At 33.3% G+C, this 13,891-nt stretch carries 14 protein-coding genes, 3 tRNA genes and 1 riboswitch; of the genes, 6 read left to right on the top strand and 11 right to left on the bottom strand.

Annotated elements, in window-relative coordinates:
- Positions 1 to 571 (top strand): pseudouridine synthase (locus ACKVOD_RS07765; RefSeq protein ID WP_409208904.1); only part of this gene is annotated, 571 nt, incomplete at its 5' end.
- Positions 572 to 598: 27 nt separating this feature from the next.
- A complete protein-coding gene (locus ACKVOD_RS07770; RefSeq protein WP_409208905.1) occupies positions 599 to 1,060 on the top strand; it encodes a tRNA (cytidine(34)-2'-O)-methyltransferase in 462 nt (153 codons plus the stop codon).
- A 69-nt stretch (positions 1,061 to 1,129) separates the two neighbouring features.
- Here ACKVOD_RS07770 and ACKVOD_RS07775 read toward each other — a convergent pair whose 3' ends face one another.
- From ACKVOD_RS07775 to ACKVOD_RS07785, 3 genes are read right to left on the bottom strand one after another with little or no spacing between them, the layout of a single operon-like run.
- Complete coding sequence (locus tag ACKVOD_RS07775) at positions 1,130 to 1,912, bottom strand: ABC transporter ATP-binding protein (protein WP_409208906.1); 783 nt, start codon at positions 1,910 to 1,912, stop codon at positions 1,130 to 1,132.
- Positions 1,912 to 2,901, bottom strand: coding sequence for an iron chelate uptake ABC transporter family permease subunit (locus ACKVOD_RS07780; protein WP_409208907.1), 990 nt, complete (start codon positions 2,899 to 2,901; stop codon positions 1,912 to 1,914). Before ACKVOD_RS07780 ends, ACKVOD_RS07775 begins: the two co-directional genes overlap by 1 nt.
- Positions 2,902 to 2,944: 43 nt before the next feature.
- Positions 2,945 to 4,087 (bottom strand): ABC transporter substrate-binding protein, encoded by a 1,143-nt coding sequence (locus tag ACKVOD_RS07785; protein ID WP_409208908.1) that lies wholly within the window; start codon positions 4,085 to 4,087, stop codon positions 2,945 to 2,947.
- Positions 4,088 to 4,172: 85 nt separating this feature from the next.
- Positions 4,173 to 4,514: riboswitch (cobalamin riboswitch) on the top strand.
- A gap of 78 nt (positions 4,515 to 4,592) precedes the next feature.
- Here ACKVOD_RS07785 and ACKVOD_RS07790 point away from each other — a divergent pair.
- A complete protein-coding gene (locus ACKVOD_RS07790) occupies positions 4,593 to 6,527 on the top strand; it encodes a TonB-dependent receptor plug domain-containing protein (RefSeq protein ID WP_409208909.1) in 1,935 nt (644 codons plus the stop codon).
- Between the two features lie 65 nt (positions 6,528 to 6,592).
- Here ACKVOD_RS07790 and ACKVOD_RS07795 read toward each other — a convergent pair whose 3' ends face one another.
- Entirely contained in the window at positions 6,593 to 8,032 is a 1,440-nt protein-coding gene (locus tag ACKVOD_RS07795; protein ID WP_409208910.1) for a S41 family peptidase, read from the bottom strand.
- 156 nt (positions 8,033 to 8,188) lie between these two features.
- Here ACKVOD_RS07795 and ACKVOD_RS07800 point away from each other — a divergent pair, with 156 nt between their 5' ends.
- Positions 8,189 to 8,719 (top strand): DUF4252 domain-containing protein, encoded by a 531-nt coding sequence (locus tag ACKVOD_RS07800; protein WP_409208911.1) that lies wholly within the window; start codon positions 8,189 to 8,191, stop codon positions 8,717 to 8,719.
- A gap of 50 nt (positions 8,720 to 8,769) precedes the next feature.
- On the opposite strand, the gene ACKVOD_RS07805 is transcribed toward ACKVOD_RS07800, so the two are convergent.
- The 4 genes from ACKVOD_RS07805 to ACKVOD_RS07820 all read right to left on the bottom strand — a co-directional run bounded on the left by ACKVOD_RS07805 (position 8,770) and on the right by ACKVOD_RS07820 (position 9,876).
- Positions 8,770 to 9,276 carry a tetratricopeptide repeat protein gene (locus tag ACKVOD_RS07805; protein ID WP_409208912.1) on the bottom strand — a complete coding sequence of 169 codons (507 nt, stop codon included), beginning with the start codon at positions 9,274 to 9,276 and terminating at the stop codon, positions 8,770 to 8,772.
- A gap of 212 nt (positions 9,277 to 9,488) precedes the next feature.
- Positions 9,489 to 9,571 (bottom strand) — tRNA-Leu (locus ACKVOD_RS07810).
- A gap of 43 nt (positions 9,572 to 9,614) precedes the next feature.
- A tRNA-Lys gene (locus ACKVOD_RS07815) sits at positions 9,615 to 9,687 on the bottom strand.
- Positions 9,688 to 9,803: 116 nt separating this feature from the next.
- Positions 9,804 to 9,876, bottom strand: a tRNA-Lys gene (locus ACKVOD_RS07820).
- Positions 9,877 to 10,003: 127 nt separating this feature from the next.
- On the opposite strand from ACKVOD_RS07820, the gene ACKVOD_RS07825 reads away from it, so the two are divergent.
- Positions 10,004 to 10,522: a shikimate kinase gene (locus ACKVOD_RS07825; protein WP_409208913.1), complete on the top strand. Its 519-nt coding sequence runs from the start codon at positions 10,004 to 10,006 to the stop codon at positions 10,520 to 10,522.
- Here the strand turns inward: ACKVOD_RS07825 and ACKVOD_RS07830 are convergent.
- Entirely contained in the window at positions 10,514 to 11,014 is a 501-nt protein-coding gene (locus tag ACKVOD_RS07830) for a phosphoribosyltransferase family protein (protein WP_409208914.1), read from the bottom strand. The genes ACKVOD_RS07825 and ACKVOD_RS07830 overlap by 9 nt on opposite strands.
- 242 nt (positions 11,015 to 11,256) lie before the next feature.
- Positions 11,257 to 11,640, bottom strand: a complete 384-nt coding sequence (locus tag ACKVOD_RS07835; RefSeq protein WP_409208915.1) for an RNA-binding S4 domain-containing protein — start codon at positions 11,638 to 11,640, stop codon at positions 11,257 to 11,259.
- 78 nt (positions 11,641 to 11,718) lie between these two features.
- Here ACKVOD_RS07835 and ACKVOD_RS07840 point away from each other — a divergent pair, with 78 nt between their 5' ends.
- Positions 11,719 to 12,765 carry an FKBP-type peptidyl-prolyl cis-trans isomerase gene (locus ACKVOD_RS07840; protein WP_409208916.1) on the top strand — a complete coding sequence of 349 codons (1,047 nt, stop codon included), beginning with the start codon at positions 11,719 to 11,721 and terminating at the stop codon, positions 12,763 to 12,765.
- Positions 12,766 to 12,881: 116 nt separating this feature from the next.
- Here the strand turns inward: ACKVOD_RS07840 and ACKVOD_RS07845 are convergent, their stop codons facing one another.
- Positions 12,882 to 13,835 carry a transketolase family protein gene (locus ACKVOD_RS07845; RefSeq protein ID WP_409208917.1) on the bottom strand — a complete coding sequence of 318 codons (954 nt, stop codon included), beginning with the start codon at positions 13,833 to 13,835 and terminating at the stop codon, positions 12,882 to 12,884.
- Between the last annotated feature and the right edge of the window lie 56 nt (positions 13,836 to 13,891).

A 13,891-nucleotide genomic window follows, 5' to 3' on the forward strand; every position in this document is an offset into this window, starting at 1 on the left:
CCACCATCATTTCGTCCTCCATAAACCCTATGGCTTTTTGAGTCAATTTGTATATGAATTGAAACGCAAGAAGAAATTGCTAGGCGAACTACATGATTTCCCATCAGGAACAATGGCTATTGGTCGCCTTGACGAGGATTCCGAAGGCTTGCTTTTATTGACCACCGACGGAAAAATGAGTGAAATCGTCCGTAGTAAAAAAGTCGAAAAAGAATATTACGTTCAAGTCGATGGAATTATCACCCAAGAAGCAATTGCTTTAATGAAAAATGGTGTCGAAATAGGTTTCAACGGTATGAAATACATCACCAAACCTTGTGAATCTTTTATCATTAATGAAATTCCAGACTTTGGCGCTAGAGGTAAAAAAATAAGGGACGAAAGACACGGACCCACTTCTTGGGCTTCTATCACAGTGAATGAAGGTAAGTTTCGTCAGGTACGCAAAATGACTGCCGCAGTTGGTTTTCCAACCTTGAGATTAGTGCGAGTTCGAATAGGAAACGTACATTTGAATGCTTTACAAGCAGGAGATGTTATAGAGGTTTCTGATTTTCAATTAAACGAATAAACAAATTACCAAATAAACAAATCATCTATGTTAAACATCGTTTTAGTAGAACCTGAAATCCCCAATAACACTGGAAATATTGGCCGTTTGTGCGTCGGAACTGAAAGTCGTTTGCATCTGATTCACCCTTTTGGATTTGTCATTAATGATAAAAACCTGAAGCGTTCTGGACTAGATTATTGGATACATTTAGACGTCACCGAATATCAAAATATAGAGGATTGGATTGCGCAAATTTCGGATAAATCTAGAGTTTTCTTAATGAGTTCTCACGCTTCAACATCTATTTACGAAATTCAATTTAAAGATGGGGATTGGTTAGTTTTTGGAAAAGAAAGTGTGGGTTTGAGCGAAGTAGTTTTGGCTTTGTTTTCCAAAGAAAATCAACTTACAATTCCGATGTCGTCATTAATCCGAAGTTATAACATTGCCAATTCGGTTGCTTTTGTGGTGGGAGAAGCGAAAAGGCAGATTTCAGCTGGCAGATAACAGGTTTCAGATAGCAGTTTGCAGATTTTAATTAATAATGGATAATTGTCAATTGATAATTATTCATTATCAATTGATTACAAACTTCCCTTTTTCACTATCAAAAACAATACTTTCGTCTTTAAATAAAGTGCTGAAACTTCCCTTTAGTATCAAATTACAGGGTTGGTCTTGTACCGTTGTTTCGGGTGTCATAATAATCATTTCGTCGCTCAATTGTATCGCCATATCAATGTCGTGCGTCGAGAATAGAATGCATTTTCCCGTTTCTTGCGTGAGTTTTTTCAAGAGTTTAAAAAGCACGACTTTGTGCAATAAATCCAAGTGGGTAGTTGGTTCGTCCAAAATTATCAAAGGTGTGTCTTGTGCCAACGCTCTTGCAATCAAAACGATTTGCAATTGTCCGTCACTAATTTCGTAATGCCTTTTGGAAATCAAATGTTCGATTTGGGTTAGTGTAATTGCTTCGTTGACTTTTGCAATATCATTCTCGGTTAGCGTTCCAATCCAATTCGTGTAAGGTTGCCTTCCCAAAGCGATGAGTTCCCAAACTGTCAAGTTGCTTGGAGGCAATTTCTCGGTCAAAACGACACTCAGGTTTTGCGCCAATGTCAAGGAATCCAATTCGTGAATGTTCTTTTCGTTCAACGAAACTGTTCCCGAAAGTGGCTTTTGAATTCCTGTTAAGGTTCTTAAAAGTGTTGATTTTCCAATGCCATTGGCACCAATCAAAGCGATAAGTTTTCCTTCACAAAAATTCAAATTGAGATTTTCAGTAATAATTATAGTTGATCTTTTGGTTTTATAACCAATACTTAAATTTGAAGTAGAAAGGGTGTTTTTAATGCTCATTAATACATCATTTTACGTTTTCGAATTAGTAACCAAATTACGATTGGCGCACCAAAAATAGAAGTAACCGCATTAATTGGTAGTGTTAAGTCACTTCCGGGTAATTGTGAAAGGCAATCACAGATTAACATAATTATGGCTCCTAAGAGCAAAGTGCTCCAAAATAAAATACGATGATTACTGGTTTGAAAAATCAATTTGGCAATATGAGGAACAGCTAAGCCAATAAAAGCAATTGGACCTGCAAAGGCGGTAATGCTTCCTGCTAAAATACTTGTTGCTATGATGATGATTAATCGTGTGCTTTTAAAATTCATTCCTAAACTTCGAGCATAGTTTTCTCCCAAGAGCATTGTGTTTAATGGCTTGATGCTTATGTAGCTTAAAATCAAACCAGTAAATATGCAAAAACATAAAATAATTATAGATGACCATGATAGATTTCCAAGATTTCCTAATGACCAGAAAGTGAATTTTTGCAATTGTTCTGCGGTACTAAAATAGGTAAGTGAACTAACTATAGCATTAGTTAAGCTTCCGAACATCAAACCAATTATCAAAATAGCTGCTGTATCCCGCAATAATTTAGAAACTGCTAATACGGCTAGTAATACTAAAAAACTTCCAAGACTTGAAGCAATAACAATTCCGAAGGAAGATAAAAGAATTGTAGATAGACCTGCGGGTAGAAATCGTGCACCCATAACTACAAAGGCAACACCTAAACTTGCCCCTGAACTCAGTCCTAATACATCAGGTCCCGCTAAGGGGTTTTTAAATAAAGTTTGCATTAATAAACCACTAATAGACAATCCAATACCAATAATTATTGCAGTTATAGATTTAGGTAATCGATAATTAATTATGATGTAATCCCAAGTTTCTTTACTGGCATTTTTACCAATCAAACTTTTAAAAACTTCTTTTAAAGGAATAGAAACTGAACCCAAACTTATGTTAACTATGAATAGTAATACTAATGACAGCATCAAAAAGATAAATAGACATATATATTGCTTGTTGTTATTCAATTTATTCTAATTTACTAAAGAAAAATAGTTTGTGATTGGGTAATAATTCAGGGTGAAAAATTCGAATCAAATCTTTTAAAACCAAATCAGGTCGAGTAGGAGAAAGTTCAAAATAAACGATACCACCTTTTGCTCCAATATTTTTGGCATACGAATATACTTTTTTATTTTTAAAAGAAGAAAATTGATTGTAATGAGGATTGCTATCGGTCATTTGTTCTAAAGATGTAAAATTGCCAGGAGCAACCCAATATTGAGCTTCTTTAGCTTTTTCGAGTACTACTTCAAATGGAATTGACGAAGCTGCTGTTCCTTTGACTTTTGACCATAAATAATTAGATTGTGAATCTTTAAAAAAAAGTGCTGCCCAACTTTCACCTTGGGGCACATACCATTGTTCTTGATACATTGCACCACTGAGTACTGTTGGTTTAAATTTTGCCTTTTTTGCTAAACTTAAAGTAGTGGTATATTCTTTTTGAATAGTATTAAAAATGGCATTTGCTTTAGAATCCAATCCGTATAATGCCCCAAAAAACTTAATCCATTCTGCTTTTCCAAGAGGAGATTGTTCAGTCCAATCCCCATTCATTACTACTTTTAATCCACTTTTTTGTAAATTATCCAAAGTAGTATTGTTATTGTCAATCCCAAAACTGACAATCAAATCTGGTTTCATGTCAATTAAAACTTCGGTATTCAGACTTTCATTGGTTCCTATTTCGCGAACTTTTCTAGCGTCTATTAACTTTCGGGTTTTAATGGAGGATATAAAATCAGTGTTGGGGAAACCGACCAAAGTATTTTCGACACCCAATAATTCTAATGCTGGAATATGCGTAGTTGAGGTCACCACAATCGATTGTAACGGAATTCGAATGACGGGAAATTGCTTAAGACTATCGGGAATGATTCCGTTTTTTTCTTTGAGAATATAGGTGAAATACTGCTTTGCATTAGGCCAAGGATTTGTCACCTTCAATATAGTAAAGCCTTTGTTTTTGTACAATTCTAAACCTTTAGCATAATGAATAGAATTCGCTGCAATGGAGTTTGTTTTTTTTGAATTTTCGCTACTTTTTTGGCATCCAAAAATCGAAATTAGGACTAGAAAAATAGCAGTTCGAAAAAAAAATGCTTTCATAGAAACTCATTTGGTATTAATTTGCAAAGGTATATTTATTCCTCTTTAAAAAAGATATTATTTTTTTATTCAAATCTTAGACCTACATTTGTCGCCGTATTGAGGTTGCTGTTTTGTTTTTCGAAACCGCATTAAAAGGGAATCAGGTGAGAGATTGCAGGTTTTAGTTTTCAGATTTATCATGGTATTAAATCATATAATCGAAGATCCTAAATCAAGAATTTTAAATCCTGAGCTGTACCCGCAACTGTAAGCTAGAAAGCTTGTTGTTATCTACAAAACCATTGTTCAAAAGTTTAGGAATTAGTGATTTGGGAATTAGGATTTTAAAATCCTTAATCAAAAAAATCCTTAATCCTTAATCAAGAATGAGAAGGTCAACAACAAGACGCAAGCCAGGAGACCTGCCTATTACATCGAGTATCAAACTTTCGGGAAAAAAGGTTTGGGTATGGGTCATTCTATGCTTTTCTCCCATTTTTAGTATTTAAAATTTTTTATTAAAATGAACAACAAAAATGTTTGTATTGGTGCGTTATTCGTGCTAATCACTAGCTGTGCTTTGGCGCAAAAAAATGACACTCTTGTGTCAAGAATTGAATTGGATGAAGTCGTAATTACGGATTCTAAATTTGCTTTACCAAAAGAAAAATCTGGTAAAGTAATTGTGAAAATTACCGCCAAAGACTTGGCGAAAAAATCAGGTCAGTCTCTAGCAACTGTTTTAAGTTCAGTCGCTGGACTTGAGGTAAACGGAAACCAGAGTAGTGCGGGTAAAAACTTGAGTTATTACATTCGAGGAGCTCGTAATCGTCAGACTTTGATTATCATTGACGGAATACCAGTATCTGATGCTTCTGGAATTAATTTAGATTATGATTTGCGCTTATTGCCAGTAGATCAAGTTGAAAGTATAGAGATTATGAAAGGAGCAGCGAGTACTTTATACGGTACAGGAGCGGCTGCAGGTGTAATTAATATTACATTAAAGAAATCTAAAACAAAAGAGCTTTCAGGAAATGTGTATGTGAATTTGGGAACACAAACAACAGCTGAAGACAAAAAAACGAATCCAGCAGAATACAATCAAGGATTTAGTTTTGGTGCCAATCAAGAGAAGTTTAATTATTATGTTGGATTAAATAATACCGAAGTAAAAGGAATTTCTGAGGCGAAAGGTGTTGGTTTTGAAGATGATAACTTTTCCAGAGTCAATTCTAATGTGAAATTAGGATTTATACCTTCGAAAAAATTAAATCTAGATTTTTTCATGAATTATGATAAAATCAAGAACGATTTTGATTCAGGTTCTTTTGCTGACAACAAGGATAATTACAGTGATTCAGAACAGTTTAAACTAGGTTTTTCTCCAAAATACAAATACCAAAATGGGGAATTAGTTTTAAATTCAAGTGCAAATTTAATCGAAAGAGAAGAATTTCGTTTTGGGGGAATTACCAATTATAAATCAAGAAACATTAATGCGGATGCCTTTAATAAATACAAAATAAGTAATGAATTTTTTATAGTTACTGGAGCCCAATTTCAATTCCATGAGATGTCAATAGAAAGTCAATACACCAATATTGTTAATGAATTGGCAAAGTTTAATTTTATTGATCCTTATGTGAATTGGGTTTATACCTCTGATTTTGGTTTGAACTTAAATGCGGGTGCTAGACTGAATATTCATAGCAACTACGGAAATTATATAGTTTATAATATCAATCCTTCCTATAATTTCAAAAACCTTCCTTTAAAAATTATAACTTCCTACAGCACCGCTTATATTACCCCAAGTTTGTATCAATTGTATGATGATTATGCGGGTAATACAGATTTGCAAGCTGAAGAAAATGCAACTGTAGAAGCTGGTTTTGAAGTTAAATTACTCAAAAACAAACTTAATTTAAGTTCTGTTGCTTTTTATAGAGAAGAAGAAAATGCGATAGAGTATTATTCTAATCCAATTACTTATGAAGCTTCCTATTTTAATGCGACAGGTAGATATAATGCAAAAGGGATTGAAACTTCGGTAGCGTTTGCAGTGTCAGACCAACTTAATATAAAAGCCAACTACACTTTTAGCGAAATTGATTCTAAAGCGATTAACAATACTTTTCCAGACATCAAAGCTAACTTGTATAATCCGAAGCATAAAGTTAATGTTAACTTAGATTATCAAATTTCTAAAAGAACATTTTTTGGTATCGATTATCAGTATCTAGATAAAAGAGATGGTTTTTCAGGATATCCTCCTGTACTTAATGCATTAAAGGCATATCAATTAGTAAATGCATCAGCAAAATACGAATTGATGAAAAACAGAATGACGGTTTTTGCCGCAGTTTCAAATGTTTTTAATGAAGATTTTGTAGAGGTTGTAGGCTACAATACCAGAGGACGCAACTTTAAATTGGGATTGAATATTAATTTATAAATTCTGGTGTAATGGACAAAAATTAGGCTTTCATCACTGGAAGCCTTTTTTGTTTTTTATCTTTTTTATTTTAAAGCATTTGCTAAACCTTCGGGTAATTTTTCCAGATACATTTGATTTTTAAGTATGGTATTAGATTTTGAATCATCCAAATAATCAAAATTATTTTCGGAAGTGGGTTGTTTTAATCTTCCAACTCCAGTAATTTTAGTAACAGCGATGCTTAATAAAGTTTCGCTAGTTTCGCCAAGGCTTCCTAAACTGTTGATATATTCTACTTGTGGGTATGTTGGATTTAGACCACTTTGATAATCTCCAAAACCTTTAGAATTCACAATTTTTAGAACTATCGGTTGCATAGCATAACGATGATTGGGATTTCTGTTGTTTTTTCCAAAAGTAGGCGAGTCATATAGGGTAATTGATCCCACGTTTTTTCCAGTGGTAACATCACCAACTTGAATGACATTTATATAAGGAGTTAATCCGTTAATAACCAATTCACTAGCCGAAGCTGTGCTCTTGGTAGTTAGAATATAAACCTTGGTCATATTCAAACTATTGATTGGAGAAAATTCAACTTCATCAGTAAAGAAGTTAGTTGAATTAGCACTACTAATTTTCACTTGTATTTTGGCATTCCATTGTTGTTTGGCAAAAACTTGTCCAGTAAACGAACCTGTAATCATACTGGCTAGTCGAGTGGCACTTTGAACGGAACCTCCGCCATTATAACGTAAATCTAAAACTAAATCGGTTATTCCTTGTGATTTTAAAAAGCCAAATGCTTCATTTAATTGCGTATCATAATTAGAATAAAAACCATTATACATTAAATAACCAATTTTATGTGAACCAGAAACAATCACTTTATTGATTAAAATAGGGTTCTCCGCTAAGCTTGTTTTGGTTAAGGGTATAGATTTTCCGTTGGGAGTATATGCGCCTCCATCATAATTGGCTAAATTTAAATCATAGTCATTATTAGAGCCAAATAACAAAGATTTGTAATTATCAATTGTTAATTGAGTTCCATTCACTCCATAAAACAAATCCCCACGTTTTATTTCTTTACTAGAAGCATTCGAATTGGGAATGATATACCGAACCCAGCCAATTACTTCTTTAGAACCCGATGCTTTATCTTTATAACTTAAGCCAAAATCTACTCCGTTGTTATTGGTGTTTCCTTGTAATTCTCCTTCAAGTTCTAAATAATCATCTACTATCCAACTGAATCTATCAATAGTTTTATCGACTCTCAAATCGTTAAATAGTTTTTCAGGTACTGGATATCCATACAAAAAATAATTTAGCTCAGTTTGATTTGCAAATCGGTCATTGGCTAAATTGGGAACATCAGCTTGCCATAAATAATATAAATTGAGCCCTTTCCAGATAAAATTCTGAACGGATGAAACATATACATCATCATTATCCTCACAACTTTGAAAACTGAAAACGAGGAACAACAATCCGATTAAAGAATAGTATTTTGCTTTCATATTTTTGGCATGGTTTTATAGATAAACGTAAATGTAATAACTTTAATTTTATTTTATAAATTTAAACCTAAAATAACTTAGTTTTGATTGGAGAATTTTTATATATACCAAATTGAATTCGTTGGTAATAAAAAAACACTTTAAAAATTAGAAATGATGAAAAAACAGATACTTACATTGGTTGTTGTATTAATAACAAATTCCATTTTTGCGCAAGTTGCTTTTGATAAATTTGAAGGACAAGATGATATCTCATCAATTATAGTCAATAAAAAAATGTTTGATTTGATGAGCAAGGTAAAATTAGATACCTCTGATAAAGAAATAGTTAATTATCTCAATTTAGTCCAAAAATTAGATAATCTTAAAGTTTTTACCACAACCAGTGTTCGCGCTACAACTGAGATGAAAGTGGTTTCTGAAAAATATTCATTAGCCAGCGGACTTGAAGAGTTGATGCGTGTGAACGAAGAAGGAAAGAATATTAAACTAATGGTAAAAGCGGGCGCTTCAACGGGTAAAATCAAAGAACTCTTGATGTTTATTGAAGGAGGAGGAAAAGATAATGAGACAGTTTTAATGTCACTTACTGGTGATTTCGATTTGGACCAGATTTCCCTATTAACAGACAAATTGAAGATTCCAGGCAGTATTGATTTAAAGAAGGCTATGAAAAATAAAAAATAATAACATAATTTTTTTACAGAAACGTCCAGATTTAAATATTGGGACGTTTTTTATTTACAAAACATTTTTTTGTTGTTCATAGCACTTTTACTTCCTAGCTCAATGGCTTTGTTAAAATCGAAACAGGCGTTTTTTATATCACTAATATTTTTATACGAAAGCCCTCTTAAATTATAGGATATATAATCATTTTGGTTTAAGCTTATAGATATAGAGCAGTCTTTTATTGTATTTTGGTAGTCTTTAAGTTTGTAATAAATATTGGCTCTAGTTGTAAAAGCATCGGCATTTTTTGATTCAATAGTTATTGCAGTATTGGTATCGGTCATTGCACCAGTTAAATCTTTTATTTTAATTTTTTCTAAAGCTCTAGTCAAATAAGCTCCTGTAAAAAAGGGATCTTCTTTGAGCGCTTTAGTAAATTCAATAATGGCTCCAGCACTATTTCCCGACTCCGATTTTTTCACTCCTTTATTAAAATAGTCTACGGCTATTTTGTTTTGTGCCCAAACCGATAGGCTAAAGGCTATAATAACAACTAGAAGGATTTTGTTCATGTTCTGGATATTAGAATTGTAAATATGATTATATTGATTCAAACGATGGTCTAGTTTGTTTATTGCTATAGATTAATTGGTCAAATTTTTTTATTTGTGATAGCGGTGAGATTGACTTTTATCTTTAAATGAATAGTTTTAAAACATAAATGCTAAAAAAATAACTCCAAGCCTATTTGAAATTAATTTTTTAGCATTTATTTTTTATTCTGTGACCACGGCGGGATTTGAACCCGCACGCCCTTGCGAGCACCAGCCCCTCAAGCTGGCAAGTCTACCGTTTCTCCACGTGGCCTATAAACAAAAAAAGTCATTCGCCATGGCGAACAACCTTTTAGTGACCCGACTGGGGCTCGAACCCAGGACCCCATCATTAAAAGTGATGTGCTCTACCAACTGAGCTATCGAGTCATTACTTCAAAAAAATTACATGAAAACCACAATAAAATTGTGACCCGACTGGGGCTTTCCTCTAGCTTCGCTATTCGGGATAAACTTATTGCCTGGACTTTTTACCTAAAAAATTGTGACCCGACTGGGGCTCGAACCCAGGACCCCATCATTAAAAGTGATGTGCTCTACCAACTGAGCTATCGAGTCAAATGCCTTTCTTGAATGCGGGTGCAAATATAAGGTCTTATTTTTAATTTTTCAAAGCTATTTTATTTTAAATTTGTCTTTTTTTAACAAATACCTTTAACGCCTTAATCTATAAGGTTTTATTCATATGAGAAAAATTATTTTATTAGGTTATATGGGTTGTGGCAAGTCTACAATTGCTAAAAGGCTCTCCGATAATACTGGAATTTCATTAGTAGATTTGGATAAAAGTATCGAAGACCGAATACAATTAGCTATAAATGAAATTTTTGAACAAAAGGGAGAAATCTACTTTAGAAAGTTAGAACGAGAAATTTTGATTGAATTATTGAATTATCCCGAAACATTAATTATAGCTCTTGGTGGAGGTGCTCCATGTTATTCTAATAATCATGAATTGTTAGTTGGAGAAAATATTATTTCAATATATTTAAAAGGTTCAGTGGATACATTAGTGGAGCGATTATTAGCTAATAGAAGCAAAAGACCTCTGGTTGCCAATAAAACTGAAATTGAATTAAAAGAATTTATTGCAAAACATCTTTTTGACAGAAGCTTTTATTACAATCAAGCACAATATAAAGTGAGTATTGATGGTAAAACCAAAGATGAAATCGCTGAGGAAATATTGAATATATTAGCTTAAATATGCATAATTGGTGCCATTTTCATCAAAAACTACCTGAACTTGCTCTAGAGATGAGGTTGATAGTGAAATGCCTTTAAAGTCTGCTTTTACAGGATATTTTTTATGATTTCTATTCACTAATACCGCAGTTTTAAATTTCTTCAAGGGTACATCAAGAAAATGCCTTACAGCATAAATTAATGTAGTGCCTGAGTTTAATACATCATCAACAAGAATAAGTCCTTTATTAGAATACTGTTCTTTTGATAAGGAAGTAGTTATTGGTAATTGAGGGATTTGTTTGTTAATGTTCACTTCGCATAAAGAAACTTTCAATGGTGAAATTGTTTTAAGAACTTGAGTAATTTTCTCTGCTAATAGGAATCCATTTGTTGTGATTCCTGCAATGACAATTTCATCCTCATCAACAAAGGTTTCATAGATTTGATAAGCAATTCTTTTGATAGTATGCTCAATTTCTTGATGCGATAAGATGATATTTTTGTCCATGGGATTTTTTTCAAAGATAGAAAAGAAATTAGAATTTATTAATTGAATTCAAGGCAATCACTTTTAAGATTTTAAAATGTTTTTCGCCCCAGATTCACAGATTAAAAAAACAGATTATCACAATAATTGACACTGATTTTAAAATTAATTCTTTTAAGAATACTAAAAGGTCACTCATAATCTGTGAATCAGTAGCATTTTTTAGGCAAATGTTTTAAATTGAATTCAAGCAATTATAATAGTTATTTTTCCGAAGAAGGGGATTGGCTTCCAAAATCATCAATATCTCGACGGTCTTTTTTAGTGGGGCGCCCATCACCATTTTTCCGATAATGTTCTTTAGATAATTTTAGTAGTTCTAGATGTTGATACACTTCTGGAGGAGTTTCGTTTTTTCTATAAATATCAACAAGTTTTGCTCCTACACGACTCTCAGGAATATCGAGAACAGTAATGATTTGGGTAATTTGGTCTTTTCTAAAAGTGATTTTGTCGGAGGCAAAAACTTCTTTCGAAGCTTTGGCAACCTGGCCATTTACAGTAATATGGTTTTTTTTACAAGCTTCGGTTACCATATTTCGGGTTTTATAATACCGAACGCACCACAGGTATTTGTCTATTCTCATGAATTTTCCAAAATCAAAGTTAAATTGTTTACAAAAATAAATCAAAATTGTATCTTGCGCACTCAAAATTCAGCTATAATGAACAAAGTTACCTTTTATTTTATTGTATTAATTACAACAGTTACTTTATTTTCATGTCAAAAGGATGATCCTATTGCTGAAATTACTCCACCAAGAGCGTATGCTGATCAGTATAAAACTGATTTTGCTGACATTGAAGAGTATTTAAACTCATACTATATCACTGTTATAAATAATCCAGGAAAGCCAGATGATCAAGACGTAACAATTACAAAAATACCTGATGGAGGTACGCAACGTTCTATTATGTCTTATAAGGATAATGTATTTGTGGGTAGCACTGTTTATCCGCAACTTTGGAGTAGAGTTGTCAAACTACACGATGTTGATTACAAATTGTACTATTTAGTTTTAAGACCAGGGATAGGAGAATCACCTTGTAATGTTGATGGCGTTTTCACCTCTTATAGAGGTGATTATTTGCAACGTATTGCAGCAACCACAACAGCACCAGTAGTTCCTTCGTACATCTCGGCTACTAAATTTGATGAAAATAAATTTCCTCAAAGTTTTTTTAGTTTGTTAAATGTTGTAAGGGGTTGGAGTGAGATGTTTCCATTATTTAAATCAGGTACTTATTCTGTTAATAATAATGACGGAACTGTTTCTTATAAAGATTTTGGTGCAGGAGTACTATTTATACCTTCTGGATTAGGGTATTATAGTTCTGTCTCGAATTCTATTCCTGGTTATGCTCCGTTAGTTTTTAGTTTTAAGCTTTATGATGTATTTAGATCAGATACAGATGGCGATGGAGTTGATAATTATCAAGAAGATTTAAACAAAGATGGATTTATGTGGAGTTACACTAATACTATATTATATCCAACCACTTCTGATTATCCAGATGATGCTACTCGTTATGCTGATGATTATGATCGTGATGGTATTCCAAATTTTTTAGATAAAGATGATGATGGCGATAATTATTCTACGGCATCCGAGATTAAAAATCCAGCAACAGGTTCAGCATATCCATTTGCAGATATTCCAACTTGTACTTCAGGGAAGAAAAACTATTTAGATATTACTTGTCATCCGTAAGTAGCAAATAATAGGCATAAAAAATCCAGTTACAATTTATTTGTAACTGGATTTTTTATGATTTTATCACACCAACCCTCTCCAAAGGAGAGAGAAAAGTTAAAAAATTCTTTATATTATTTTCTCTTAATCACTTTTTCAACAGCTGCAACAATCGCTTGATTGTTCAATTTGTATTTTTCCATTAATTGTGCTGGTGTTCCGCTTTCGCCAAAGCTGTCCTGAACAGCAACAAACTCTTGTGGAGCTGGAGTATTCAAAGCCAATACTCTAGCAATGCTTTCGCCAAGACCACCAAGAATGTTGTGCTCTTCGGCAGTAACAACACACTTCGTTTTTGCTAATGATTTCAAGATAGCAGCTTCGTCTAATGGTTTGATGGTGTGAATATTGATTACCTCGGCAGAAATTCCTTTGGCTTCTAAAGCTTCAGCAGCAACCAATGCTTCCCAAACTAAATGTCCGGTGGCTACAATTGTAACATCGGTTCCTTCGTTTAACATAATTGCTTTTCCAATAACGAATGGTTCGTCAGCGGGCATAAAGTTAGGCACGACAGGACGGCCAAAACGCAAATATGCCGGACCGTGATGATCTGCAAGAGCCAACGTGGCTGCTTTGGTTTGATTGTGATCGCAAGTGTTTATTACCGTCATTCCCGGCAACATTTTCATCAGTCCAATATCTTCCAATATTTGGTGAGTTGCACCATCTTCACCTAAAGTTAATCCGGCGTGCGAAGCACAAATTTTGACGTTTTTTTCAGAATAGGCCACTGATTGACGAATCTGGTCGTACACTCTTCCCGTCGAAAAGTTAGCGAAAGTTCCCGTAAAAGGAATTTTTCCTCCAATCGTTAATCCCGCTGCAATTCCAATCATGTTGGCCTCGGCAATTCCGATTTGGAAAAAACGCTCTGGATGATTTTTTTTGAAATCATCAAATTTTAATGAACCAATTAAATCAGCACAAAGTGCCACAACGTTTTCATTGGTTTGACCTAATTCAGTCATTCCCGCTCCAAAACCCGAGCGAGTATCTTTACTTCCTGTATTTGTATATTTTTTCATTTTATTTTTTAAATTGAAAGATTAAAAGATTTTAAAATTGAAAGATTTAGTTTTGA

The organism is Flavobacterium sp. (assembly GCF_046155325.1).
Lineage (GTDB): Bacteria > Bacteroidota > Bacteroidia > Flavobacteriales > Flavobacteriaceae > Flavobacterium.